Origin of the sequence: Microcoleus sp. B13-B6 (assembly GCF_036705405.1) — a bacterium.
Classification (GTDB): Bacteria; Cyanobacteriota; Cyanobacteriia; order Cyanobacteriales; family Microcoleaceae; genus Microcoleus.
In genome coordinates this window covers 1-26,126 of the sequence record NZ_JAUBUJ010000009.1, presented here as the reverse complement: position 1 = coordinate 26,126, position 26,126 = coordinate 1, and the positions used below count along the sequence as shown (strand labels likewise).

Here is a 26,126-nt window from a genome sequence, read left to right as displayed (position 1 = left end):
ACTGTAATTAATTTTACTTTCTGGAATTTAACTTTTTTGTGAAACTAAATTAAACCTGTTGTTTGAAAAAAGTTACAACTTGTAACAAAATTACCACTTGTCCAGCACCCTGATTTTCGCTTCCCAATGCAACCACTGTGTTTGTTTGTAGCTGGTACACGGTCGGCCGACGATATTTCCCGCTAGTTGCAATGCCAGCAGGTTTAGCTGCAATTACCCAGTCTGTACTTTTAGCATCCTAGACAATAAAAAAAACCGGCAATCACTGATTTTAAGTATATACGATAACACTCAAATACCTAGTATTGGGACTGACCTACTTCGGATTCGGTTTGGGATATTGGCCGGGGCTGCGGATGAACCGGGCGACGGTTGCAATTATCGGGTGAGATGAGTGCGGTGGCTTTGGGGATACTCGACCTGAAAACTGCTTGGGAGGCGATCGACCCCAGTACGATGTTTTGTGTTGGGAATGACCAAGAATTTCTTCATGTGGTACCCGCCACGTGATTTCTCCGTGGAATCAATCCAAAATCGAAAATCGAAAATTCTCAAGAAAGAGCATTTATCCGTGGGGTCGCCTCTAAAATCTAAAATCTAAAATCTAAAATCGATTGACGATCGTGAATCTAATTAATTAGACTGTTTAATAAATATTTATAATACTTAAGTTAAGTAAATCTTATAATGCACAATCGGCCACGAGCTTTAGTCCTATAGTTTATACTTAATCTTGTGCAGCAAACGCTAAGGAGGTAAGAAAAAGTGAGTATCCAACCCGCTGCGAAACCCAGACTTAATTCTGCGTTCAAACAACTGATGTCCTTACACTGGGTAATGTCAGCTTGCTATTTAGTGCTGTTTATTACCGGTACGTTTATGGCTCAATTGCCGAGAGAATTGTTTATTCGAGGCCCCCTGTACGATTTTCACAAATCCGTAGCCGTGCTGACAATGGCTTTGCTGACTTGGCGGATTTTAACTCTCCTCCGGGTATGGTGGAAAAAATATACGAAACGCCTGCCAAAGTTTACAAAGGAATGGTACAAAAATTTTGCTCTGCACGCAAGTTTGTACGTTTTTATGTGGCTAGTTCCGGTTAGTGGTTTCTTTTTTTCTAACTCTTTCAAAAGTAACAATGTGAAATTTTTCGGCATTGTTTTGCCGGATGTGTTTCCGCAGAATTCCGCAATGGTTGATCTGGGAAGGAGTTTGCATTTTTGGCTGGCGTACACATTTTTAGCGTTCGTAATTTTGCATATTTTAGAGCAGAAGAAAGTTGTGAGAGCTAATTGGCGTAGGTTGACAAATTTTGTTAGCACTAAGTTCCCAAAGTCTCAAAAGGTGGGATAAATTTGCGATGGGGTACTATAGCCTTTCGAGCTCTCATAGGAGGTACTCATGGGCATAGGGCATAGGGCATAGGGCATAGGGCATAGGGCATAGGGCATAGGGCATACCTCACCACGCTTGAGAACCGCTATATCTGAATTGGTAATGATAAATTGACTGCAAAACTCGCTATTTTCCACGGTGATATTGTGAAACTTGTCCCATCATCTAACTTCTGGGGCAAATTTATGGGTTGTTCTAATAAATCGACGGGGTGACTAATCGCCAAACCCAAATCGCTCTTTAATTCCAACTTCGCCTCTTCACCATGACACTCGTAACACCGCAAAATCCACACATTAGAATCGTCTTCCGATTGTTTGAAAGCCATCAACACTAAATTTTCGGCGGACAAATCCAAAAACTTGCCAACTGTCGGCAGAGTCTTGTGGCCATTTTCCTCTAACTTGGGTAACACCTTTACTAGCAGCGGTAAATTCAACTCGTACCCCTGTCGAACTGTGCCGGCATCCTGCCAATTTCCAGCATGGGGATAGACGGCACAAGTAAATTCGGAAACTCCTACATCTGCTTGTTCATCCGGCCAAGTCGAGCCCCGAAGCAAAGTCAGCCGAATTTGATTTGGTTGAAGGTCGCAACCGTATTTGCAATCATTGAGCAAACTCACTCCAAAACCATCATTGCTGATATCAGTCCAGCGCAAAATCGGCACTTCCCATTTGGCTTTTTCGGCGGGTGTTTGCGGCTTGGTTGTGCGCTGAATCGCACCGCCGGGAATTTCGCAAGTTACAAAATCTGCTTCTACATTTAACCCAAAGGCTGCTTTTACTAAAACGTGCTTTTCTTGCCAATCTGTCACTGTCTTGATTTTTAGCAGCGGCGAACCTACTTCTACTATATAATCTTGGCAAAACTCCGACTTGCCAATTTGTCGGACTACGCGCAAACTCTGCCGTAATTCCCCCTCCTCTACCCAACAAATATCTTTGAGTATCGGCGCTGGTAGTTGATGTTTTTCATAATTTGGGTCAATGTTCCAAGCATCCCAATATTGGCCGCTGTCTTGAAATGCTTGCAGTTGATTGCCACCGGCTGCATTCAGGACTTCTCGGTTATTTACTTTATCCCAAATGCTGGATAAATCCCCGGTTTTGCCGTCTACTGTTGCCCGAATAAATTCATTTTCTAACACCATTTCTGCGGTTGCAAAATGCGTTTCTTGACAAGGTGTGTTTTTTTGTGCTATACCGTATGTAAGTTTCGATAACTCTGTCTTTTTTTCAGTTTCTGGACTCGCGGACGCATTATCCACAGTTTGAGCGTCTTCGCGACACAGCCAAAACACCTGGTAGCCAACGGCGGGGATATTATTTGCCCAAAATAACAGTGTAGAGTGCGATTGCGGTCGATCGCCCCTGACAATCTGCGAAGCCAGTCGCCGTCGCGAAAAATCGTAAATTTGCCAAGCTGAATCAGCGGCATCGGGAAGCGGTACAGCGACAACCTCAGAGCGCGACCAATTGAGAGTATTGAAAATCAAAATTGGTTGAGCGTCGGGCCCAGGAGGGGAAGGGAGAGAAATTTGAGCCGAGATGGCATCCAAAGATTTTAGCAGGATTTCGCGACAAGTGCGATCGACCTCAGCAAAAGCTAGATTAGCATCCGCATAAACTTGGGCGATCGCAGAACCGGGCAAAATATCGTGAAACTGGTTAAACAAAATTTGTTTCCAAGCAGATTCTAACTCAGATTTCGGATAAACCGCACCAGTACAAATAGTGGCCAGCGAAGACAGCAACTCCGCTTGGTAGAGCAATTCTTCGCAGCGGCGGTTTTGGCGTTTTTGGTCGGCGCGAGTCGTGTAGCAACCCCGGTGGAATTCTAAATAAAGTTCGTCTTTCCAAACGGGAAGAGTTTTGAGTTGTGAGATGGGAGGATTTGCATCCGAAATTGCCGACAAGTTGGACAATTCTAGCGCCCGCAAATTCTCCTGATTATCCGATTCAGAAACATCGCTTTCGGGCTTAGTTGCGGAAATTGCCGACAAGTTTGACAATTCTAGCGCCCGCAAAATCTCCTGATTGTCCGATTCGGGAACATCACTTTCTGGCGTAGTTGTCGCAACTTCCGGCAAAAACTGACTCTCAATCAAAGACAAATAATCAACCGCTTTCGCAAACTCCAACTTCGGGAAAAAAGGCGACATTTTCCAGCGTTTCGCCACCTCCAACATATCACGAGTCGGGCCACCGCCGTGGTCGCCAACCCCAGGCAACCAAAGAGCATCTTGCAAACCAGTCTTAACTTGCCAGTCAAAAGCATAACTTGCCATTTTCACAGATTCTATGCCTTCACCAATGGGAGGAGACATCATACTAAATATTTTAGTACCGTCCAACCCTTCCCACCAAAACGCACCGTGCGGAAATTCCGTTGAATCATTCCACCGCAACTTTTGCGTCACAAAATAATCAACTCCACCTTGCCGCAAAATCTGAGGTAATTGCCACCCAAAACCGAAAGTATCCGGTAGCCAAGCCACCCGCATCAATTCGCCAAATTTTTCTTTTGCATAAAGCTGTCCGTAAAAAACTTGCCGCACCATTGACTCAGCGGAAATCAAGTTTAAATCCGGTTCTACCCACATCCCGCCGACAACTTCCCAACGTCCGACGGCCACCTGTTTTTTAACCGCAGCAAATAAGTCCGGCCGATGTTCTTCCATCCAAGCATAAAGCGCCGGAGTAGAATGACAGAAAATCAAATCGGGAAACTCCGATTGCAATTTCAATACCGACTCAAAAGTTCGCTTGGCCGCTTCCCAAGTTTCCGGGACAGGCCACAGCCAAGCCAAGTCTAAATGAGCGTGACCCACCAAATAGATTTTACCTGTATATATAGATGTCAGCTCACCACTTTCTCCTATATATATAGATGTCGGATTGCTATTTTCTCCCACATCAAAAACCTCATCCCTTCTTCCTCCCTCTGCGCCCTCTGCGGCCTCTGCGGTTCCCTCATCTAAATCCCCCAAAAAAGATGTCAGTTCACCACTTTCTCCTATATATATAGATGTAGCCTCGCTATTTTCTCCAACCTCCGAAACTTCCTCCCTTCTTCCTCCCTCTGCGGCCTCTGCGCCCTCTGCGGTTCCCTCATCTAAATCCCCAGAAAAAGCTCGAAGATATCCCAGTAAATTGTGCCGCAAAACAGACAGCGAGCGATCGAACTTATCGCGATCGCCCACCGCCGACCAATCAATCAAACCAAGCGCCAAATCAATCTCAGATTTCAGCATTTCCCCCTTGACAAACCGGGGGGTATTTGCTATTATTTGGGTGGGGAGGTATTGGGAATTTTCAATTTCTAAATTTCGACTAAGCGAATTTTGCAAAATCTCTAATTCGGCAGCCACAAAACCCGGATCAAAACAAGAAGAGTCAGCAGCTTCATACAAACAAATCGATCGCACTAAAGCACCGTTATCGTGACCCGGACTTACCAACCGCAAAATTACTAAAAATTCATCTCCGGGATTAGCCGACGAACTCAACAAAACTCGATCGGCAAAATCAAATAAATCTCCCTGTCCGACTAACTCGCCGTTGACAAAAATTTGAGCATCTTCAGCCCACCAAGTCAAGCCCAGCAGCAACCGCAAACCAACCACAGGATAGCCGTGCAAATTGTCAGGAATTACAAATTGCTGGCCCAAATACAAAACTTGCTTCCCAGACGGCCAAGCAATATGTCCTTTGCCGTTAAGTTCGGCAACAGGGCTGTTACAAATATTTACCGAAGAGACAGCCGACTCAGAATCGCAGTACCTCCAACCAGACTGAACCTCCACTTGACTGAGGCGGCGCAACTTTTCGACAGTGGCAGAAATATTGTTGCTGGCAGGTGACACAGAAGCGCTCATATTTCGCTAAAATCAAACTTGTGTAGGAATCAAAGATCGGATTGAACCGCGAAGACGCGTTACGCGAAGCGGCGCGTTAGCGCTAGGACGCGAAGAAAAAGGTTTCAGAGGGTTTGAAGCGGAGATTAAGAGCTCGCTTTGATTTTACAGCAATATTTAGCAATTCCCTGAATTCAATAATTAAACTTATGTCCAACGGTTACTACGGCCCATACCAAAGCCGACTATTAAATTTTATATCGAAACAGTCCCGCCAAGTCGCTGACAATTGCGATCGAACTTGGCGTCAAATTAAAGAAGCAACTCTCACCGCTACCCAAATTCTACTTTATCCCGCTTATTTGCTGGTGCAAAGTTCCAGAATGCTGGGCCGACAGTTGCGGGAATCAAGTCAAAAAGTAGAGTTACCGGAACTACAAGAATTTGCCGGGGACGAAAATTCCGATTTGCCACAAAATTGCTATCAGGGCGAAACTTCCGAGGAAAGTTCGATCGCCGAAATTTTGCACCTCGCCGAAAATTTACTAAACTCGTCGCAAACCGCGAAAACTTTAGCCAGCTTCCCGCTGTTAATTAATCAGGGAAATACTGCTAACAATTTACATCCGGCAATCAATTTTAGCGGACAAATCACAAAGCATCAAACCACTTCCGTCTTAGAACACCCGCTTGCTAAAACTCAATTACAACCCCAACCGAAAGTTGAGGGAATTGCCAGTTTTATCCCAGCCCGCACTTTAGTATTGGTCGGAAGAGAAAATCAGATATTAGATATTTTGACACCCGAACAGCAGGAAATGCTCGAAGGTCGCATAACTTGGGAAATTGCCAACAGCGGGCCCGAACGGCGGGAAATTACCCAAAAAGAATTAAAATTTAATCTCGGTTTGGAGTCGGCGGCCAAAAAAGCGCAGTTGCCACCGATGCGTCGTTTTTGGGAATTGATGGCATGGCTTCAGACGAGTCCGGTTGCTCTCAAAAGAAATCAGTTTGGAGAATCAATCCTCGCAGTTAAAAAATCGATCGACCGCAATGCCATCCTAGTCCAAAAAGCCCGCGCCCAGATCGAAGCAAAAACCGCACTGCAGTCAATTGCTGCATCGAATTCGATCGACCACAATACCCCAAAACTAGAAACTAATTTTAACAGCAAGTTCGATCGTCTAGTCAGCAATCCTCTCTCCTTTGTTACATTACTCGATCGCGCAGCCGTCAACATCGAGGAATTAACCCTACCGCCAGCGCTAAAAACAACCGCCGCACCAACAGAAATCCCCGGAGTAAAAATTAATACATCCGGCACAGACGGCAATTTAGATTTTTCCGCCCGCGAAATCCTGGAAAAATACGCGCGAAACATCGAAGGAATTATTTGGTCGTCAGTAGACCACCTCCTAGGCAAAGAAACAGCCGCCAGTGACAATACGGAGAAATCCCTCTCGATTAAGTATTATTTGCAACAGCTAGAAGAGGAAAAAAACACGCAAAAAAGCCCAGAGGTCGATCGACCGTGGCTGAAGTGGCAAGACTTATTCGGGGAAGCACCACCGCAGCATTTAATCGACGGAAGTTCCGAACCAGAGGCAAAAGCTCAAAGCCTAATATCACAAACCAGCCCAAAAGTCAAGCAGCAAATTGCAGAAGTAGGAGAATTGCCAGAAGGTCTATCGACCGCAGTCTCAATCTCCCCTTACCCCGAAGCACTTCACCGCCTGCTCGGGCAGCTAAAACAGAGCTTGCTGACACAAAGCCCAAAAAGTCAACCCCAAACAGCATCTGATTTATCTGATTTAGCAGTTACTCAAAAAAATAGCCCTGCACTCGCAGCAGAATCAACCCCAGGGCGCGCGCCGGAAACCCAAGTGCCAAAAAACACAAACCCGAACACCCGACAAAACAACCAATCCCCAGCAGCAATCACCGCGCCAACCCGCAGATACACCCCCGCAACCCCCGCAACCCCCGCCGCAGCCGAACCAAAAAATCACAGCGCAGGCGTCCAACCCGAAGACGAATACTTAGAAACAAAAGCAGAATCGATGGGATACATTAAGCACCCCCTAGAACAAGTGCTCGAATGGCTCGATCGAGTCATGCTGCGGTTAGAAAACATCGCCGAGCAACTCTGGAATTGGGCAAAAATCAACTTGCCCAAAATCCTCAAAAGCAAAGAGAAAATTGACTAATCTTTAGCTTATGATAAAAAAGTTGCCGCAACAGCAGCAAATCAGCTCAGTATTATGCCATCTTTGGAGACTCCCACAGTGCTAACCCTCAAAATCGTAGTTAATGTAGTTGTTTTATTTTTTGTTTCCCTGTTCATATTTGGATTTTTGTCCAATGACCCAGCCCGGAACCCCAACCGCAGAGACATGGAATAAACAAGTTATCTCGACCGCAGAGTAGGGGCGCGTCACCGCAGCCCCTGCAACAGCCGACAAACCCGCAAAAATTAGTTGAACAAAACTTGACCGAAAGCATCCAGGATACAAGCCCCCGGATTCATCCGTGGAGAAATAAAAAACCTGTATCCGATGAAACTTGCCCCCCGAATTGCTCCGTGGGGTCAATGCTTCCAATCTAAAATCTAAAATCTAAAATCTAAAATCGATTGACCTCGCACCAGCAGCGAGGTTATCTTGTGGCGAAAGCAACTTCTGAAAGCAGCCAGATTTTGGCGCGCCAAAGCCACAGCCAATTTTAGATGTCAGATTAATTTTTAAACAATGGCCTTATTAGATGCAAAATTTTCAATAATTTGCACCCTATAAAATCTAAAATCTAAAATCTAAAATCTAAAATCGGATGACTTACCTGTTGTAACTATGCCCTATCCGGTACCGCCGCCAGAACCCTCTGCCATCATCTACATCGCAAAGCCAAAAAAAGTTGCCCTCACTGTGGCGGCCGGCGATGGAGACACCCGCAGCCACCCCGCAGAAATACCGGAACCAAGCCCAGATATCGTTCAGCCAGAACCCACACCGGCCCCAGCAGAACCCGCAGCCACACTCCTCGGCACCACCCCAGCCACCGACCAGCCTCCAGAAATCGCCGACCCCCTAGCGGAAGTCGAAAGCGGCGACGCAGTTCTGGGATTTCAGCGTCAGGCCCCTGTGGGAGGACCCGAAACAGCAGAAACTCCGAAAGATTCCTCGTTTACAGCTTACCAATTGGGTTCGGTAGAAAATGCCATTGCCATTCGGAATCGGGAACGAACCGCAGAGGCGCAGAGAAAACAGGAGAGAAATATTGCCGGAAAGCAGGAAAGTTGGTATCAGGCCCAAGGCCGGCAGTTAGAAGATAACTCTCCCCAACCTGCGGAGATTCCCGTTCCAGAACCCGCGCTAGAACCAGCACCCAGCGGGCAACAGGAGTTCGAGATTCCCGCACCAGCAACCGCCCCCGCACCCAGAACCCCCCCTGCGCCGACACCGAAACCTAAACCAGCCGCGCCGGGAGTCCGCACCGCCCCTTCTGGGCGGACGGTGCCTTTTCCGGTGACTCCGGCCGATACTATCGAAGTTAAGGCCGACAGCCAAGAATTCGACGATAAGCAGCAAATTGTCACGGCGGTTGGTAATGTCGTTGTGCGGTTCCGGCAAACTGTGATTGATGCCGATCGAGCGATCGTCAACTTAGTCACCCGCCAAGTGGTAGCATCCGGCAATGTCGCCTATACCCGCGGCCAACAAGTAGTGCGCGGCCAGCAGATGGAGTTCAATCTCGGCCTCAACAGCGGTGCAGTCGAACAAGCACGCGGCGAAATATTCCTGCCCGCAGCAGGTAGCGAATTGACGCCCACACTGCCGACAGATATTAGTGCTGGGACGATTCTCGAACAGCCGCTGAGCGATCGAATTACCAGCCAGCAGCCCCTACGCGGAGTCAAATCCCCCGGCGCTGCTACAGTGACTATCGGCGGCGGCGGACAGCTAGCAGCCCCCCAAGTTACTGGTGCCGTCAACCGCATCCGCTTTGAAGCAGAACGCATCGAACTCCTGCCAGACGGCGCGAGGGTAGCAACCAATATTCGGCTTACTAACGACCCGTTTTCCCCCCCGGAATTTGAATACAGGGCCCGGAGGGCGACGATTAGAAGGATTTCGCCCACGGCAGAGGAATTAGTCACAACTAAACCGCGCTTGGTGTTCGACAACCGGGTGAAAATACCCGTGTATCCCCGCAGGCAAGTGTTTGACAGCCGGCAGCAAAACGGCCCGTGTTTGACCTTTGGTTACGACGGAGGCGAACGCGGCGGTTTGTATGCCGAGTGCGGTTTTGAGGTGTTGCAAAACGGGCCGGTGCGGCTGACCCTGACGCCCCAAATATACCTTCAGCGGGTTGTGGAAAAGCACGGTGGCAATCCGTTTTTTCCCGATAGCTACGGGCTGAAAGCGAGGTTGGGCGCTAGTCTCGGCCCGCGCACCAGCCTGGACGGATCGGCAATATTTCTGAGTTTTGAAAATTTCCCGAATTTGCCGGAAAACAGCTTTCGGGGCAATTTGCGCCTGCGACAGTTGATCGGCACTCACTCTCTGGCTGCAGAATACAGTTATCGCGATCGACTGTTTAACGGTTCTCTGGGCTATCAAACCGTGCAGAGCAGCCTCGGAGCAGTCCTCACTTCCCCAGTCATCCCACTCGGAGGTACTGGCATCAATCTCAGCTACCAAGCTGGGTATCAATTTATCAATGCTGACACCGATCGACCAGACTTGCTCGAACCAGTGCGGGAAAACAACCGCATCGATCTGGGCCGTTCCCAAGTTAGCTTCGCCTTGAGCCGCAGCTTCAGCTTGTGGGAGGGCGAACCCCTGCCCCGCACTCCCACCCAGGGTTTGAGGTATACGCGGTCGCCGGTGGTTCCTTTCTTGCAACTGGCCTTGGGACTCCGGGGAGTTGGTACTTATTACAGCAGTGGCGATCGACAAAATTCCCTCGCCGGCAGCGTCGGCATTCAAGGGCAGTTCGGTCATTTCTCCCGCCCTTTCCTCGACTACACTGGGTTTAACGTGACTTATACCCAGGTGGGGCGCGACGGTATCTCGCCGTTTTTATTCGATCGCTTAGTAGATTTGAGAGTCCTGTCTTTTGGACTTGTCCAGCAAGTTTACGGAGGCTTTCGAGTTGGATTTCAAAGTGCTATTAATTTAGAAAGTGGGGAAACAATCAGTACGAATTACACTTTAGAATACAGCCGTCGCAGCTACGCAATCATTTTGCGTTTTAACCCTGAGCGTCAAGTCGGCAGCCTGACTTTTAGAATTAGCGACTTCAACTGGAATGGGACTCCCCAACCTTTTTCCGGGGACGCGCGAACTGTAGAAGGAGGAGTGCGTTTATCCGATTAATTCAATTGGCTAATTGGGCATGGGGCATGGGGCATGGGGCATGGGTCATTGGTCATTGGGAATTGGTTATTGGGAATTTGGAACCAACAGAAAACAGTCAACAGAAAACAGTCAACAGAAAACAGTCAACAGAAAACAGTCAACAGTCAACAGTCAACAGTCAACAGAAAACAGTCAACAGAAAACAGTCAACAGTCAACAGTCAACAGTCAACAGTCAACAGAAAACAGTCAACAGTCAACAGTCAACAGTCAACAGTCAACAGACAACACATGACAGAAGTGACCGCAATATCTGCACAAGCAGCGGCTCTGCTGGTTCACTACGGTTTTGACCTAGGTGGCAAAAAAGCCGAGAAATTGGCGGGTGAATGGCTAACCAAGTATCCCGGCTATTGGCTGCGTTTAGCAGTGGTTGAAGCGCTTTATCAAGGCCGCTACAAGGCTGTTTCTGTGGGACAGCTATTGAGTATGTGGCACCGGATAGGTGAACCTCTCTATCATTTCAATCGCGAGTTTGAACGCTTGGTATGCAACAATTTTCCTCAAAATTTAACCGGGGAAATTGGTGATCAAATGTCGCAGGAGGATATACTTTTCTCCAACCCGGAATCGCAAGTTGGTGTCGCCGAGTTAGATTTGCGATTGCCGTCAGAGGCGCAACTTGATGTGGCGCTTCATGCAGAAGTCCCCAACACAGACGCCCCGGGAATAGGAAAATTGCCCGCAGCCGACGATCGCACAAAAGAAAATACAGAATTTGTAGTATATGAAGATGTGGCTATTACCGCCCTCGCCGATCGAGCCGAAGCCGAGCAAAAATTAGCTGACAAACCTGTGGCAAAATCATTCCCAGTTGTCAAACACACAGATTTTCACACCAAGTTAAAAGCCATTGCCAGAGAAGGCAGAAGAAAGAAGGGAGAAAGCAGAAATAGACTGTAAACTTTGGGAACTATAGCCTTTCTCAGTAACATGAGGTTCTCTGGCGGGCATTGGGCATTGGGCATTGGGCATTGGACATAGGGCATAGGGCATTGGGCATTGGACATAGGGCATAGGGCATAGGGCATAGGGCATAGGGCATAGGGCATAGGGCATAGGACAAAGCCCCCATACCTCACAACGCTTGAGAACCGCTATAGATAGTTATTTTTCACTTTTCATTTGGGGCGCTTACTCCCATCCGAATTTCCGAACAAAAAGAAGCCTGTTCCGTACCGTTAGCTTGCTTAACAACGCTAGTCCGCAGCCGCAAATTGGGCATGAGATACCACAGCCTTTCTTCGGCATGGAGGGTGTCTGATTCTGTAATCAATGTCAGCACGTCGTCGCCCATCACGTAGCGGCTGTTACCCTTGTCTTGCAACACTTTGCCCACGCTTGGATTGTCGGGATTAGGTACGATCGCTAGTATTGTAGAACCGATTTGTTTAGCTTTGTCGCGATCGGGAATACCGTCCCAACTAATCCGAACGCTAGTTAGCTTAGTTGAATCCGGGTTAATCGAGTGTTGTTGGCAAAGTTTGACGACTGCTGCATCGCTAGCTGTCAGTATTTCTATTTTGAGGTCGGATTTACCCGCCTGCAATTCCCCAGAATTGAGATTGTGTACGGTACGCTGAGAAAACCATTTACCTGCACTTAACTCGAAAAACTCGATAACATCCATGAAATTTGTCTCTAAAGTCAATACTGCTTTATTTGCGATCGTGACTTGCGCGCTATGGAGTCAGAAACCCGGTTTCTTCCTGCGTACTAGCGACCAAACCCATGATTTTGTCTAGAAACCCGGTTTAAGAGTGCAAGTCCTTTTCTATATTTTAGAGGAAGGGGGCGCACCTGCAAAGCTTTCTGAGAGCTTTAGGTGAAACAGATTGCAGATGCCGTTGAGGTACGAAACCCAACCAGGGGGCCATCTGCCTCGCTGATGCCGCCGACTTGACAGAAAATTAGAGCATCCGCCATTATATTTCGTTATAAAAAGTCTTTTTCGCACTTTAAATACCTGAAAATTTTTAGCTTTGAGAGTGTTTATCGATCGACCATCCTGGCCCAAATACCAGCTATGTTAAGAAAAGCAACGATATATGTGAGCTTTTGTCGATCGAGCGGTAAATTGGGCGTTGCTGAGTTTAATTATATTGGCGGCGATTTATTATCATGGCACTGCTTGAAAATTCTCCAAGCAGACTCCGACTAAAAAACAAGCAATTCATCGAACCATCACCAAACCGAGGATAGCAAGCCCGTAGCACATAGCATTCAAATATGTCATGCTAAGTCAAGAGAAAAGATTCTCGATCGGCTTTTCGGTAGGGTACAGCTAGCGATCGCATACATTTAAAAAACACATCCGTAAATTTATGACCGAGTTTACACAAGGGCTGGATAAAATGCAGCCCGCAGAACAGACGCACTACCTGGGAATCCTGCCAAGTCAGCTAGCAGCGACTTCAGACTGCGAAAAATTATACAGCTTACTAACAGATTACAATTTTATTGAATCCAAGCTGTCAGCATCGGGAGTACAGGCGCTAATAGAAGATTACGATTTAGCAACAAGTCCCGATATTATTACCTCAGACCAAAAAGCCCACCAACTCAAATTAATCCAAGAAGCAATTCGGCTGTCTGCCCACATTCTAGCCACAGATAAAACCCAACTAGCCACCCAACTAATAGCCCGCTTGATGTGCTTTGAAAGTCCAGAAATTCAAGCACTGCTAGCACAGGCCAAACACCAAACAACCCCCTGGCTGCGACCGCTAACGCCCAGCTTTACCCCTCCCGGCGGGAGATTGTTGCGTACCCTCACCGGACATACAGACTGGGTACAAGGTGTAGCAATCACCCCCGACGGCAAGCGGGCAATTTCTGCGTCCTCCGACCACACTCTCAAAATTTGGCACTTAGAAACAGGAGAAGAACTTTCCACCCTCAAAGGTCATCTTACCTACGTCAATGCTGTAGCTGTCACGCCCGATGGCACTAAAGTAATTTCCGGTTCTTGGGACAATACTATTAAAATTTGGGATTTAGAAACTGGACAAGAAATATTTACTTTTGCCGGCGATACTTTTGCCGTAGAAGCAGTAGCAGTAACTCTCGACGGCAAGCGAGTAATTTCAGGTTCTTGGGATGGCAGTATTAAAGTTTGGGATTTGACAAGCAGGGAAGTAATTTTCAACTTCAAAGGTCACAGCAGTTTTGTCCAGTCGGTAGCAGTAACTCCTGATAGCAAACGGTTAATTTCTGGGTCGGGAGACAACAGCATTAAAGTCTGGAACCTAGAAACCGGAAAAGAACTTTTTACTCTTACGGGTCATGAAGACTGGGTAAAAAGTGTAGCAGTTACTCCCGACGGCGAAAAAATAATTTCTGGCAGTTACGACGGAACTGTTCAAGTCTGGAGTTTGCCCGAACAAAAGCAACTTTTCACTTTAGGAAAACACGGCAGTTTTGTTCAAGCTGTAGCAGTCAGTCCCGACGGCAAACGGGTAATTTCGGCTTCCGGCGACAAAACGCTAAAAGTTTGGAATCTCGAAACAAAAGAAGAACTTTCCACTTTTACCAATCACATTGCCCCAGTTAATGCTGTGGCTGTTACCCCTGACGGCAAGCGGATAGTTTCTGGTTCCTCTGACAAAACTCTCAAAGTTTGGCACTTAGAAATAGGCAAAGAAAATTTATCATTTGCACGTCACGATGACTGGGTAAATGCTGTAGCAGTAACGGCGGACGGTACTAAAGCGATTTCCGGTTCGGGAGACAACAGCCTTAAAGTATGGAATCTCAAAAACGGACAGGAAATTTTTACAATTCGGGGACATCAAGATTGGGTAAAAGCGATCGCAATAACAGCGGATAGCAAGCGAGTAGTTTCGGGTTCTGGCGACAAAACTGTGAAAGTTTGGAATCTAGAAACCGGAAAGGAAATCTTTACTTTCACGGGTCATACAGACTGGGTGAATTCTGTGGCAGTGACTGCGGACGGAACGATGGCGATTTCGGGTTCGACAGACAAAACTATAAAAGTTTGGAGTTTGGAAACAGGAGAGGAACTTTTTACTTTTACAGGTCATGAAGACGGGATAAAATCTGTTGCAGTTACTCCTGACGACAATCGGGTAATTTCTGCTTCCAGCGACAACACTCTCAAAGTTTGGAGTTTGGGGAAAGAAAAGAATATTTTTGCTCATTTGTGGAATGTAGGAGTTAAAAATCAACTTTTCACTCTCAAAGGTCATGAGAGTTGGGTGAATGCTGTGGCAGTTACAGAAGATGGAAAATGTGCAATTTCTGGGGGGCGAGAAACAACTTTGAAAGTGTGGAATTTGCCAAGTAGAAAGGAAATTTTTACTCTAGCTGGTCATGCCGATACGATAACATCCGTGGCGACTAGGGGTAATAAAGCGATTTCTGTTTCGGATGACAATACTCTGAAAGTTTGGGATTTGTTGAGTCGAAAAGTAGTTGCTAGTTTCACGGGAGATAGTGCTTTGAAAGCTTGCGCTATTGCGCCGGATGGGGTGACAATCGTAGTGGCGGAAGCTTCGGGACAGGTCCACTTTTTGAGGTTAGAAGAGGGGAAATAGTCATTAGTCATTAGTCATTAGTCATTAGTCATTAGTCATTAGTCATTATGCCGATCGCACTTTTGCTAAAATTTAAAAGTGCGATCGGTCTTTTCCCCAATCTAGTTTACAATTGTTCGGGGTCAATTCCCATCGCTCGCAGTCTTTCTGCCAGTACAGCAGCCCGCTGTTCGGCTTGTTCTGCCCGCTGTTCGGCTTGTTCTGCCCGCTGTTCGGCTTGTTCCAAGCTGCGAGAAACCTCCTCATAACTTGTAAAAGGTTCCCCGTCAGGGCGATAAATTTGCAACTCTTCACCCGACAAATCAAAGCGAATTCCTGCAATTCATTAAAAAAAATCTCATTCACCAAAGAGCGCATCGAAAATAGGGCAGACACCACCCGCCCTACAAAACTACTTTCTCTGCAAATTCACCCCGCGAATCGAATAATCCAAAAGCTCAATTGGGTGCATTAAAGTAACTTCCTTTCCCTGCAACTCCAAATGCTTCTTAATTTGCAAAGAACAACCCGGATTAGAAGAAGCAATCAACTCCGCCCCAGTATTCAGCAAATTCTCCACCTTTTGCACTCCTAATTCATCAGCAACATCCGGCTGAAGCATATTGTAAACCCCCGCACTCCCGCAGCACAAAGCCGCATCAATAGGCTCTTTTAACTTCACTCCCGGAATTTGTTGCAGCAACTGACGCGGCTGCAAACTAATCTTTTGCCCGTGCAACAAATGACAAGCATCTTGATAAACAATTGTCAAATCTCCGTCAATCAAAGGATTAAGTTTCGCCGTAATTCCCGCACTTGCCAAAAACTCTTGCACGTCCTTAACATTAGCAGCAAAATTCTCAGCTTTCTCCCGATACTCAGGGTCATCTGCTAAAATGTGACCGTATTCTTTCAAAGTGTGGCCGCACCCAGCAGCGTTGATAATCACAAAATCAACGCCAGTATTTTCAAAGCTATCAATCATTTGTCTCGCCAAAGCTTTCGCCTGTTGGGCTTGCCCTTGGTGTTCCGGCAAAGCAGCACAGCATCCCTGACTTTTAGGAACCACAACCTCGCAACCGTTAGCCGTCAAAACTCGCACCGTAGCTTCATTAACTGGCGAAAATAACAGCCGCTGCACGCAGCCTAAAATCACGCCGACTCGATAGCGTTTCTCCCCTTGTGCGGGAATTACCTCTGGTAAATTATCCCGGAAAGAATCAACAGTAACTTTCGGCAAAATTGATTCCATCGCCGCCAAGCGGGGAAATACTTTTTTCAGCAAACCTGTTTTGCGGACAAGTTTTGGCAGTCCTAATTTTTGATAAATAAACAGGGGTACAAGCAAAGGCCGCAATCTGTGAGGGTAAGGGAAGAGATTAAAAATCAGAGTGCGAATTACATTGTCGGAAAAAGTGCGTTCCTGATTTCTAGTAACTTGGTGGCGAGTTGCGGAAATTAGCTTGTCGTATTGAACTCCTGAAGGGCAAGTTGTAACGCAGGCCAAACAGCCCAAACAAGTATCGAAATGCTGTGAGGTTGCTTCGTTTAAAGGTGCGTCGCCTTCGTTAATTGCATCCATTAAATAGATGCGGCCTCTGGGGGAATCCATTTCTTTGCCAAGTACGCGATAACTCGGACAAGTTGACAAACAAAAGCCGCAGTGTACGCAAGTATCGATTAATTTCGGATCTGGCGGATTGTTGGCGTCGAAACCTGGGATGTCGAGGGTTTCTAAGTGGGGATTTTGTGCTAGAAAATTGCTTTCTTTGGCAGGTCTTAAATCGTCGCTGGGAACTTGAGATTTTTCTGAAGTTTGCATAATAATATTACCTAATTGTTTTGGTTCGTAGTAAGGACTTTAGTCCTTTAAAATTGCCAGCATAAATCCATCAAGCCAACAAAAACTTCTCTTCTCTTCTCTTCTTTTCTCTTCCTTCGCGCTCTTCGCGCCTTCGCGGTTCGTAAAAAACAAATCTAATTCACAAATAGACATCTCCCAAAAAGCCAGTATTGAACAGGCAGGATGCCGGTTCCACAATAATTATTCCAGAGGTCTAATGATTTAGGCCGGGATTCAATAAAAACTGAACTCCTTACTACAAACTTTAAACTAAATACCGCTTATAAAACGACGGGGACTCAAAAGATTTTCCGGGTCAAACTGCTGTTTAATCCGGCGCATTAAATCGATCGCACTTCCAGTATAGCCCCAAACATCTAACTGTTGCTTGAGGTCGGTCGGCGCTGCTAAAACAGTCAGAAAACCGCCTTTTGCTTCGCACCCTCTGCGTACCTGCAACAGCGTGTCTGCAGTCGCAGTCTCAAACCGCAAAACCCCCAAACCGCTGCCTGCATGAATCAAAGCGTCCTGTACCGGCAATTCGTTAATTGCCGTTACAGCTTCCGACGGTCTGATTCCTATTTTGCAAATAATTGCCGACTTTGTGCCAGAATCCCACATTGTTTCTGGCAATCTTTGCCATAACTGATGCTCATCATTTTCGCAGCAGCTAGTGCCTTGCAAACCCAATTTTTCGCCAACTTCCAGCAAGCGGGCTGATTGTTGTTTAACACTTGGGGCGATACTTTGAAATCTGACGATTAATCCCGTGCCCTTTCCTAAGCCTAATTTTGCCACTAATTCAGGTGACAGCAAATCAACGGCTGTTGGTGTCAAAGCAGAGGATAATAAGATTTGAGCCGTTTGGGACAAAGCATTAATTTCCCCTGTCAGCACTACGGTTCCCGATGATTCAGGCAGCGGATAAACTCGGAAAGTTACTTGACTGATGACGCCCAATGTGCCGTAAGCACCAGTAAACAGTTTCATCAAGTCGTAACCGGCGACATTTTTAACAACTCGACCTCCGGCTACGGCAATTTTACCGTCCGATCGCACAAAGGTAATTCCCAATAGCAAATCTCTCACCCCCCGATAGCGATGCCGCAAGGAACCCGCATCAGCAGTAGCGACAATGCCGCCCAAAGTTGCCTCTTGCGGATATGCTGGATCGATCGGCAAAAATTGACCTGCCGCAGCTAAAATTTGTTGCAAATCCGCAAACTTCATCCCCGCTTCTGCAGTCACGGTTAAATCGCCCACAGCGTGTTGTACAAGCCGATTGAGGCGCGAAGTGCTGACAGCCACAAGCCCCGCTGCATCAGGAGATACCCTTAAATCCCCCTTAAAAAGACCCACTTTGACAACATCTTGCTCCCCCCTTTGTAGGGGCGGTGCCCCCGTGCCCGCCCTGGGCCGGGGGGGCTCGGAGTCTAATTTAACTAAACCGCCCCAATCAAGTTTGCTGCCGCTGCCACAAGGCAAGACTGCACAGCCATGTTGCTGTGCCCAAGCAATGACAGCCGCCAGTTCTTCCTGAGTATTGGGGTAAACAGTACAATCTATTTTCGTGTCGGGGGCAACTGCTTTTTCTACCCGTTCTTGCCAAAATGGCTCTGTATCTTGCCAGCGACAGATGCCAGCAGTCCCGACAATACTTTCTAATTCTTGTATGCTTACGTAATTTTCGGTAGAAAAAGATTTCATGAAGGTTATCAGACGCCCGGTAAAAAAAATTATCAAAACACTGCCTAAAACCATTAAATATTAATACGGGCCCGATATTCAAAACATGAAGAAACAAATGTCTCAAAACCGAATTTCTCTGGGAATTACCGGTCTCAACGAAGTGATTGGCGGTGGCCTAATTTCTCAACGCTCTTATCTGGTGCGCGGCGGCCCCGGTACTGGCAAGACTACACTGGGCTTTCACTTTTTGGCAGCAGGTGTGGCTCTGGGAGAAACGCCCCTGTTTATTACTTTAGGAGAACCGGAAGCACAATTGCGGGCCAATGCCACAAGTCTCGGTTTTGATATGGAAGCGATGGCCTTCCTCGATTTGAGCCCATCCTCAGAATTTTTTACCCAAGTTCAAACTTATGACATTTTCTCCCCCTCCGAGGTGGAGCGAGAACCGACTACACAAAAGATTATCGAGCGAGTCGAAGCTGTCAAGCCACAACGGGTGTTTTTGGACGCAATCACTCAATTTCGCTACTTAGCTGCGGATGAGTTTCAGTTTCGCAAGCAAGTTTTGTCTTTTCTTCGGTTTTTGGTGGAAGGGGGGGCGACGGTGGTGTTTACCTCCGAAGGCACTTCAAGTGCTCCCGATGACGATTTGCAATTCATCAGCGACGGGGTAATTTATTTAGAACTGCGCCCTGAAGGACGCGCCCTGACTGTCACCAAGCTGCGAGGCTCCAATTTCCGCAGCGGCCGCCATTCGCTGCGCCTGACTCAGGCTGGTATGGAGGTATTCCCGCGACTGCTGCCGGACAACTTTCAACAGGATTTTGTTGCTGAAGCAATTTCTTCTGGGGTTCCAGAAATTGACGAACTGCTGCACGGGGGACTGGAACGGGGGACTGTGACGGTGATTAGCGGGCCTAGCGGCGTTGGTAAAACGACGGTGGGGATTCAGTTTATGAAGGAAGCTGCAGGAAGGGGGGAGCGATCTGTAGTTTACATTTTTGAGGAGTCAAGTTCTACTCTGCTGCAGCGCTGCGAATCAATTAACATCCCGGTTGGGGCGATGATGGGGCAAGGAAGTCTTTCGGTGATACCTGTGGAACCTTTGCTGTACTCGCCGGATCAGTTTGCCTGTATGGTACGGCAGGAGGTTGAGCAGGAAAAGACGCGGATTGTGATGATTGACAGTATTTCTGGCTATCAGCTTTCGATGCAGGGACAAGATTTGGTGAACAATTTGCACGCTTTGTGCAAGTATCTGAAGAATATGGGAGTCACCGTTATCTTGATTAATGAGGTAGAAGCCATTAGCGGAGATTTTCGGCTGACCGAGATCGGAATTAGCTATTTGGCGGATAATCTTCTGTTTATACGCTATCTGGAACGCCAACTGCATAATAGGACAGAAATCCGCAAGGCGATCGGAGTAATTAAAAAACGAGTCAGCAATTTCGAGAGAACTCTGCGAGAACTCGAGATTACTCGCTACGGCATCAAAGTCAGCAAACCGATACGGGGGCTGCGCGGTATTTTGAGTTCGGCGCCGGTGTGGATTGATGGGGAAGCGGATGAAGATTGAATCGGCGCTTGTCGTGCTGTTGCTGGGCAAGTGCAGCTAATTTTGCAGTCGTGAATCTACTAATGAGTAGGGGGCGCGTCGCGCACCTCACCACTAGCAGTAGTGCGCGCACCGCGCACCTTACCACTAGCCTAAGTCCTGGAAAACTTAAATATATTGGTAAATTTGTGTATTTTTCGACTTTTATCGTAATGTAGTTTTCAATTCTATGAAATACAGTAGGGGCACAGGGCACGCGGCCGTGTCCTGTGTCAGATCATCTGTACTTCACTCAACTGAAAACCTATGTAATAGTTCCCCGAAAAGTAAGCTAATACCAGATAAAAAAAGAATCCAACTTTAGACCACCTCCCAACCCATATATAATCACTCACTCCCAATTTTTTATGAGGTTGCATAGAATCCGATCCCCCCTAGCCAAGAGGGCGGGCACGGGGAGTAGGGGTCGCACCGCCCCTACTAAGGGGGGACAAGATTCTTCTCAAAGTCAACCCCTACTCCCCAACAACCAGGGGGATGCGAGGGGGATCGAGATATGTGTAACTTCACATTAAATTGGTATCACTCGCCATTGTAAAATCTAAAATCTAAAATCTAAAATCTAAAATGGTATAACCCGTATTCACAGGAAGCTGATAAATGACTGGCAACTCAATAATTTTAGCCGTAGACCGCAATCAGCGAAACTTGGAACTATTAGCACAATTTCTCAATAAAGAAGGATACCAGATGATCGCGGCTTATAACTTTGAAGATGTTGCACAAGCTATCAGTCAGCCTGCTAGGATCGGGATGGCTTTAGTAGATATTTCTGGTTTCGATCGCCGGATTTGGGAGTGCTGCGAACAACTGCGAAATAACCAAATCCCTTTTCTGATACTCTCGCCCAAACAAAGCGCTGCTATTCAGCACGAAAGCCTCTGCCACGGTGCTCGGAATATGTTGGTAAAACCTTTGATAGTTAGAGATTTGCTATCCATTGTTCACAGCTTGCTAGGAGAACGTGCGTGAGTCAAATTTTATTGCTTGTCGAACAGAAAGAAAATCGCCGCTTGTTATTAGAATGGCTAGCAGTTTATTATGAGGTATTGCTGCCAAACTCAACAGAAAATAGTGAGGAGTTTTTACCATTTAATCAATCTTTTGACCTGGCGATAATTGACGGTATTTCCCTGAAACGCCACTGGCAATGGGTTGCCGCCCAAAAACAGGCAGAACACCCGGTATGCTTGCCTTTTCTTTTGATTACATCCCGCTCGGATGTAGGGATGGCAACGCAATTTATTTGGCAAAGTATTGACGATTTGATTATCGCTCCGATCGAGAAGATTGAATTGCAAGCGCGGGTGGAGATTTTGCTGCGATCGCGCCAGTTGTCTTTAACTCTTAAATTGTCTCACGACCAACTCGATCGCACTCTGCAAACAGCCCAAGAGCTCAATGAGATGAAAACATCTTTGCTGTACATGATTGCCCATGACGTTCGCAATCCTTTGAATTTCATCATCGGCACTACACAACTTCTTAGCAAGTACAAGTTAACATTAACAGAGGAGAAAACACAAGAACTTCTAGACAAAACTCAAGCAGCGGCCAAAGGCATAGATTTGTTATTAGATGATGTTTTGCTGCTGGGGCGTGTTGAGTCGGGAAAAACAGGTTTTTCCTTGCTACCGATAGACTTAGCAAAGTTGTGTAATGAGTTGGTAGAGGAATTTCAGAGCAGCCTGAAGTTGAAACATGAAAATGAGCGGGTGACGCTGATTTTTGTCAATCACCATCAATCTGCTATGGCGTGTTTGGAGGTAAGCTTGCTGCGGCGCATTCTGGGCAATTTGCTGTCCAATGCTATTAAGTATTCTCCCCCAAATACCGAAGTCATCTTTGAATTAAAAGTTACTGAAACCGAGGCTATTTTTTCGGTACAGGATGCAGGAATTGGCATACCTGTAGCAGACCAAGGACGGCTGTTTGATTCATTTTACCGGGCTAAAAATGTCGGTCGCATTCCTGGTACTGGACTGGGGCTGAGCATTGTTAAAAAATGTGTGGACTTGCAGGGTGGCGAAATTACTTTGACCAGTGAAGAAGGCATTGGCAGTACATTTACAGTAACGCTGCCGATCGCACAACCTGGAAAAAAGCAAATCTCGCCTGCAACGCCTTAAACTAGATGCAGGCATTATATTGGGATATTCATCGATGGATTTGACGCCCCGCTGAGGCTCTACTTGGTATAGCTTTTCTTAGTAACATGAGGTGTTCTTGGGCAAACAGGGCATGGGGCATGGGGCATTGGCCCGCGCAGGGCATGGGGCATGGGGCATGGGGCATTGGCCCGCGCAGGGCATGGGGCATGGGGCATGGGGCATTGGCCCGCGCAGGAAGAGTACCTTACTTTCCTGAGAACCCCTGTATTCTCAAAAAACTGATAACAGCCGATCGTCAACTGATGAAATTGAGCATCGTCGTTCCAGAAGCGATCGACAAGCCGGAGAATTGGCGATCGTTCCTCAAAGCTCGATCGGCATCGTAAAAAATGTTGAACGCACCCAAAAAATAATTAGATACCATTCAAAACTTATCCGAGTAGCCAGACTTTATATTTATGAAAAAAAGCGACCCAACAACCGTCACATCTGAGATTATCTGATGAGTATTTTAACACTTTAAAAATGGTTAATAAACTCTTTTAGGAATTATTTTCGGACTCTTGTGCCGTACAATCAATCAAGAGTTGAAGAGCGATCGCCTGAGCTTTCATGTGGACAGTCCAACTGTTCAACTATTAATGGTTGAAACCTGATGTCTCCCGGTTCAATTGCCACTCTTCTCCACCAAGCTGGCAACAAGAGCAGCCAAAACTTACCCAAAGACACAGAACGCTGCTCGCGAACAAAAACCAAGGTCAGGAGAGCCACCAGTCGTAAGACGGCTGAGAGGGCAAACACCCCTGGCAAGCCACCGAGATTGGTCAAAGTGGCGAGAAAGCCACCCACGGTGATTCCCATTGCCCCAGTGACACCAGGAACCGCGGCCGCGATCGCAAAGTATATCGACTGATTCAACAGTGGTGCCACCGACATCATCAGATTACCACTGCACAAGTCGATCGCCGCCCACGTCCCACCGCCGATGATGTGCAACAGCGGGAACCACACCCATAGGAAAATTGGAGCCGTTCCACCTTCTAGCCACAGTAGAGGGGTCAGAGCCACCAAAACTCCCACTACTAGCATAATCGGGCGATTCCCAACCCGGTCAGCCAGCTTCCCCCAAAAAACCAGCATCAGCAAGTTAGCACCAGCACCTAAGCTGCTATAGAGCGTTACCACGCTGACATCTATCTTTAGGTCATCTAGCAAGTAAAGGTTAAAGAAGGGCGCGCTGACGTTAACGGCAAAGCTCCATAGACCAGAGTAAAGCAAAAACTTTAAAAAATTGGCTTCCTTGAGAAAGCTAAAAATTGTCCCTGTGGATGATTTTTCGCCTGTATCTGAATGCGTAACCTGTACAAGCTTTGGGTTCACATCGGTCATAAAGAACTGACAACCTAGACTGATGAGACCAAGCACAATTCCTAAAACCAAGATGGCACTGTAACCTTGGAGCTTTCCACCGGGCCAGTTCGATACCACTAGAGCCAGCAACGGCACACCAATGAGATTCGTCAAGCTGACAGCACTATTGCGAAAGCCAAAATACCGCCCGCGCAACCGCTGAGGTACTAACGCCGCCAACCAGCTCAAGAAGGAAGCCCGACCTAAAGATTCTAAGACTTGACTTACCCAGATGATTGCCAATGTCAACTGCACAACCTGATGTCGGGCCAGATGAAATGAGCCTCCCAACCAAAGGGCTGGCACGAGAATCAGCCACAGCAGTCGCGACATTCCGAAAATGTAGAAGGAATACCAGTGGCGGCTCTGTGTTCGGTCTGCTATATAAGCTCCGAACGGTTGGAGCAGATTTACCAGTTGAGGAATGGAGGAGAGCATACCAATTTCGACTGGACCAGCCCCCAAATCGAGCAAGAAATTACTGAGCAACGCGCCGCCGATGATGCTGTAAAAAAGCGTAGCGAAAACACCGTCCAAAGTTAGTGCTCTGAGGCTCGATCGAGTTTCCGGTTTGGAAAGTTTTAGATGCCCATTTGTCAGAAGTACCGTCTCTGGTAAGGCTATATCCTCTTGGATTTCCTGAAGTTCTAGAGGATTCGTTCCTACTAAGCTGTAATCTTCTTGTTTTTCGAGCATACTGGATAGCCAATAGATAAGCTGCTACGCAGCTTAATTGTATAACATAAGATTAAGTATTTTAAGGAGCACAGCCATAGATGCAAGCTAAAAGTCTATAGGCTTGGGTTACAACTATTTATTCCTCGGAGATGCCCCTAAATCCCCCTTAAGAAGGAGGACTTTGAGTAAGTTCTGATATCCCTCTTTTTAAGGAGGGCTAGTAGGGGGGATCGAGCTTAACTGAACCGTATTGATCTAAAAGTTATCGCTCTCAAAAGCAAAAAGAAAGATTACTTAAATAAATTAGATAAAATAAGAATGCCCCAATTACAGAATTATGATTAATTGCATTATTAATAATTAATTAATTAATTAATTAATAAGGTTCAGTTAAATTGTTTATTCCTCGGAGATCCCCCTGATTGTTGGGGAGTAGGGGTTGACTTTGAGTAAGTTCTTGTCCCACCCCCTACTCCCCTTCGTAGGGGCGGTGCTACCCCTACTCCCCGTGCCCGCCCTAGGCGCCGGGGGATCGGGCTTAACTGAACCGTATTAATCAATAAATAGCTAATTTTTTATAAATTTTCTATGCGACATTAGGTTACTGGTTTCTTCAGGGTGAACCCGATAAAATAGAGAGCTTTTCAGATGGAATAAGTCAATGTAACTTTAATAAACCCACATATTAGTATGAATAAAGGTTGCTAAAAATGAGAAGATAATCACAGTTCTAAAGGAGCAAGAGCGTTCAATAAGTCTTCTAGGATAAATCGCAGCAAAGATTGAGTTGCTAATATTAAACCTAATCGAGCTTGGGCGAGCTTTGGCTGTTCTATTTTAACTTCTCCCCAAATTCGGCACTGGCTGTAAAAAATCTGAAATGCTTCGCTCAAACTATTGGCTAATTTGAAATAATTGACAGGTTTTTCGCGGTTATTTACCTCAAAAGGAGGAGATAAATTGTCTAGCACTGTTAACAGTTGCGATATTAAACGGCGTTCTGCAGGATGCACTAACCGCAGTCGATCGCCCTCGTCAATCCAAGGGATAGGATTTGGACTCGCCAGCGACCAAATTTGCGGCGCTGTAGCGACATCTGGCTGGGCGATCGCAATTATCCGATCGCGGTGGGCCATTCGCAGCAGGGAACAGCAGCGCGCGTGGCTGTACTGAATGGGAAACAGTCGATCGGCACATACAACAGAAGATAATATTCGAGATTCGGGAATGGGGAGGTTCGTTTGAGCTAAACGCTGCAACCAGACGGCTAAACCTGCATCAGTCAACTCCATCTCAATAATTCCCGCCGGCGCTACTTTAACGGCGAAATCTGGGTAGCACAGCGGTTGGAGAGTTTCAGCCAACTGTGCCGCGATTGTCTGCGGTGTCTGCTGCCAACTTTTAGCCAATTTCAGGGCGATCGCAGACACGTACAGCACCCGCGCGCTATCTTTACTCCGATTTAATGGAAATATTGCACCATTCTCAATTACTTGTTTAGGAACAGGCAAGATGCCTGTTCCACAAGAAAATTCATCTCTTGTGGAACGGGCATCTTGCCCGTTCTTGAGA

Annotated in this window: 19 protein-coding genes; 12 read left to right on the top strand and 7 right to left on the bottom strand. The window is 46.8% G+C overall.

Annotation, left to right across the window (positions count from 1 at the left end):
- Positions 1-372: 372 nt before the first annotated feature.
- Positions 373-510 carry a hypothetical protein gene (locus QUB35_RS06065; protein ID WP_333140297.1) on the top strand — a complete coding sequence of 46 codons (138 nt, stop codon included), beginning with the start codon at positions 373-375 and terminating at the stop codon, positions 508-510.
- A 255-nt stretch (positions 511-765) separates the two neighbouring features.
- Positions 766-1,353 (top strand): cytochrome b, encoded by a 588-nt coding sequence (locus QUB35_RS06060; RefSeq protein ID WP_333140295.1) that lies wholly within the window; start codon positions 766-768, stop codon positions 1,351-1,353.
- Between the two features lie 127 nt (positions 1,354-1,480).
- On the opposite strand, the gene QUB35_RS06055 is transcribed toward QUB35_RS06060, so the two are convergent.
- Positions 1,481-5,275 carry an alpha-mannosidase gene (locus QUB35_RS06055; RefSeq protein WP_333140294.1) on the bottom strand — a complete coding sequence of 1,265 codons (3,795 nt, stop codon included), beginning with the start codon at positions 5,273-5,275 and terminating at the stop codon, positions 1,481-1,483.
- 188 nt (positions 5,276-5,463) lie between these two features.
- On the opposite strand from QUB35_RS06055, the gene QUB35_RS06050 reads away from it, so the two are divergent.
- The 4 genes from QUB35_RS06050 (at position 5,464) to QUB35_RS06035 (ending at position 11,573) form a co-directional block, all read left to right on the top strand.
- Positions 5,464-7,461 (top strand): hypothetical protein, encoded by a 1,998-nt coding sequence (locus tag QUB35_RS06050; RefSeq protein ID WP_333140293.1) that lies wholly within the window; start codon positions 5,464-5,466, stop codon positions 7,459-7,461.
- Positions 7,462-7,539: 78 nt separating this feature from the next.
- A complete protein-coding gene (locus QUB35_RS06045; protein ID WP_039887172.1) occupies positions 7,540-7,656 on the top strand; it encodes a photosystem II reaction center protein I in 117 nt (38 codons plus the stop codon).
- Between the two features lie 444 nt (positions 7,657-8,100).
- Complete coding sequence (locus tag QUB35_RS06040; protein ID WP_333140291.1) at positions 8,101-10,629, top strand: DUF3769 domain-containing protein; 2,529 nt, start codon at positions 8,101-8,103, stop codon at positions 10,627-10,629.
- Between the two features lie 5 nt (positions 10,630-10,634).
- Positions 10,635-11,573 (top strand): hypothetical protein, encoded by a 939-nt coding sequence (locus tag QUB35_RS06035; RefSeq protein ID WP_333140289.1) that lies wholly within the window; start codon positions 10,635-10,637, stop codon positions 11,571-11,573.
- A gap of 211 nt (positions 11,574-11,784) precedes the next feature.
- Here QUB35_RS06035 and QUB35_RS06030 read toward each other — a convergent pair whose 3' ends face one another.
- Complete coding sequence (locus QUB35_RS06030; protein WP_333140287.1) at positions 11,785-12,300, bottom strand: phycobiliprotein lyase; 516 nt, start codon at positions 12,298-12,300, stop codon at positions 11,785-11,787.
- 396 nt (positions 12,301-12,696) lie between these two features.
- Here QUB35_RS06030 and QUB35_RS06025 point away from each other — a divergent pair, with 396 nt between their 5' ends.
- Together QUB35_RS06025 and QUB35_RS06020 are read left to right on the top strand one after the other, a co-directional pair.
- A complete protein-coding gene (locus QUB35_RS06025; protein WP_333107793.1) occupies positions 12,697-12,831 on the top strand; it encodes a hypothetical protein in 135 nt (44 codons plus the stop codon).
- Between the two features lie 151 nt (positions 12,832-12,982).
- Positions 12,983-15,226, top strand: coding sequence for a beta-propeller domain-containing protein (locus tag QUB35_RS06020; RefSeq protein WP_333140427.1), 2,244 nt, complete (start codon positions 12,983-12,985; stop codon positions 15,224-15,226).
- Positions 15,227-15,332: 106 nt separating this feature from the next.
- Here the strand turns inward: QUB35_RS06020 and QUB35_RS06015 are convergent, their stop codons facing one another.
- From QUB35_RS06015 to QUB35_RS06005, 3 genes are all read right to left on the bottom strand, one after another.
- Positions 15,333-15,527, bottom strand: coding sequence for a hypothetical protein (locus tag QUB35_RS06015; RefSeq protein WP_333140285.1), 195 nt, complete (start codon positions 15,525-15,527; stop codon positions 15,333-15,335).
- 90 nt (positions 15,528-15,617) lie between these two features.
- Positions 15,618-17,027, bottom strand: coding sequence for a heterodisulfide reductase-related iron-sulfur binding cluster (locus QUB35_RS06010; protein ID WP_333140283.1), 1,410 nt, complete (start codon positions 17,025-17,027; stop codon positions 15,618-15,620).
- A 291-nt stretch (positions 17,028-17,318) separates the two neighbouring features.
- Positions 17,319-18,755 carry an FAD-binding oxidoreductase gene (locus QUB35_RS06005; protein ID WP_333140281.1) on the bottom strand — a complete coding sequence of 479 codons (1,437 nt, stop codon included), beginning with the start codon at positions 18,753-18,755 and terminating at the stop codon, positions 17,319-17,321.
- Positions 18,756-18,852: 97 nt separating this feature from the next.
- On the opposite strand from QUB35_RS06005, the gene QUB35_RS06000 reads away from it, so the two are divergent.
- From QUB35_RS06000 to QUB35_RS05985, 4 genes are all read left to right on the top strand, one after another.
- The gene (locus QUB35_RS06000; protein ID WP_333140279.1) at positions 18,853-20,316 is read left to right on the top strand and encodes an ATPase domain-containing protein; all 1,464 of its coding nucleotides are present in this window, start codon (positions 18,853-18,855) and stop codon (positions 20,314-20,316) included.
- Between the two features lie 639 nt (positions 20,317-20,955).
- On the top strand, positions 20,956-21,327 hold the full coding sequence (locus tag QUB35_RS05995) for a response regulator (RefSeq protein WP_333140276.1): 372 nt from the start codon (positions 20,956-20,958) through the stop codon (positions 21,325-21,327).
- On the top strand, positions 21,324-22,484 hold the full coding sequence (locus QUB35_RS05990) for an ATP-binding protein (RefSeq protein WP_333140274.1): 1,161 nt from the start codon (positions 21,324-21,326) through the stop codon (positions 22,482-22,484). The genes QUB35_RS05995 and QUB35_RS05990 overlap by 4 nt, the downstream gene beginning before the upstream one ends.
- A gap of 119 nt (positions 22,485-22,603) precedes the next feature.
- A complete protein-coding gene (locus tag QUB35_RS05985) occupies positions 22,604-22,852 on the top strand; it encodes a hypothetical protein (protein ID WP_333140272.1) in 249 nt (82 codons plus the stop codon).
- Positions 22,853-23,042: 190 nt separating this feature from the next.
- Here QUB35_RS05985 and QUB35_RS05980 read toward each other — a convergent pair whose 3' ends face one another.
- Together QUB35_RS05980 and QUB35_RS05975 are read right to left on the bottom strand one after the other, a co-directional pair.
- Positions 23,043-24,572, bottom strand: coding sequence for an MFS transporter (locus QUB35_RS05980; RefSeq protein WP_333140270.1), 1,530 nt, complete (start codon positions 24,570-24,572; stop codon positions 23,043-23,045).
- A gap of 704 nt (positions 24,573-25,276) precedes the next feature.
- The coding region (locus QUB35_RS05975; RefSeq protein WP_333140268.1) for a DALR anticodon-binding domain-containing protein at positions 25,277-26,126 on the bottom strand (850 nt) is incomplete at its 5' end.

Coding starts and splice junctions, on each gene's coding strand:
- QUB35_RS06055 (WP_333140294.1), bottom strand. CDS start 5,275: ATGAGCGCTTCTGTGTCACCTGCCAGCAACAATATTTCTGCCACTGTC.
- QUB35_RS06050 (WP_333140293.1), top strand. CDS start 5,464: ATGTCCAACGGTTACTACGGCCCATACCAAAGCCGACTATTAAATTTT.
- QUB35_RS06040 (WP_333140291.1), top strand. CDS start 8,101: ATGCCCTATCCGGTACCGCCGCCAGAACCCTCTGCCATCATCTACATC.
- QUB35_RS06030 (WP_333140287.1), bottom strand. CDS start 12,300: ATGGATGTTATCGAGTTTTTCGAGTTAAGTGCAGGTAAATGGTTTTCT.
- QUB35_RS06025 (WP_333107793.1), top strand. CDS start 12,697: ATGTTAAGAAAAGCAACGATATATGTGAGCTTTTGTCGATCGAGCGGT.
- QUB35_RS06010 (WP_333140283.1), bottom strand. CDS start 17,027: ATGCAAACTTCAGAAAAATCTCAAGTTCCCAGCGACGATTTAAGACCT.
- QUB35_RS06005 (WP_333140281.1), bottom strand. CDS start 18,755: ATGAAATCTTTTTCTACCGAAAATTACGTAAGCATACAAGAATTAGAA.
- QUB35_RS06000 (WP_333140279.1), top strand. CDS start 18,853: ATGTCTCAAAACCGAATTTCTCTGGGAATTACCGGTCTCAACGAAGTG.
- QUB35_RS05995 (WP_333140276.1), top strand. CDS start 20,956: ATGACTGGCAACTCAATAATTTTAGCCGTAGACCGCAATCAGCGAAAC.
- QUB35_RS05985 (WP_333140272.1), top strand. CDS start 22,604: ATGGGGCATTGGCCCGCGCAGGGCATGGGGCATGGGGCATGGGGCATT.
- QUB35_RS05980 (WP_333140270.1), bottom strand. CDS start 24,572: ATGCTCGAAAAACAAGAAGATTACAGCTTAGTAGGAACGAATCCTCTA.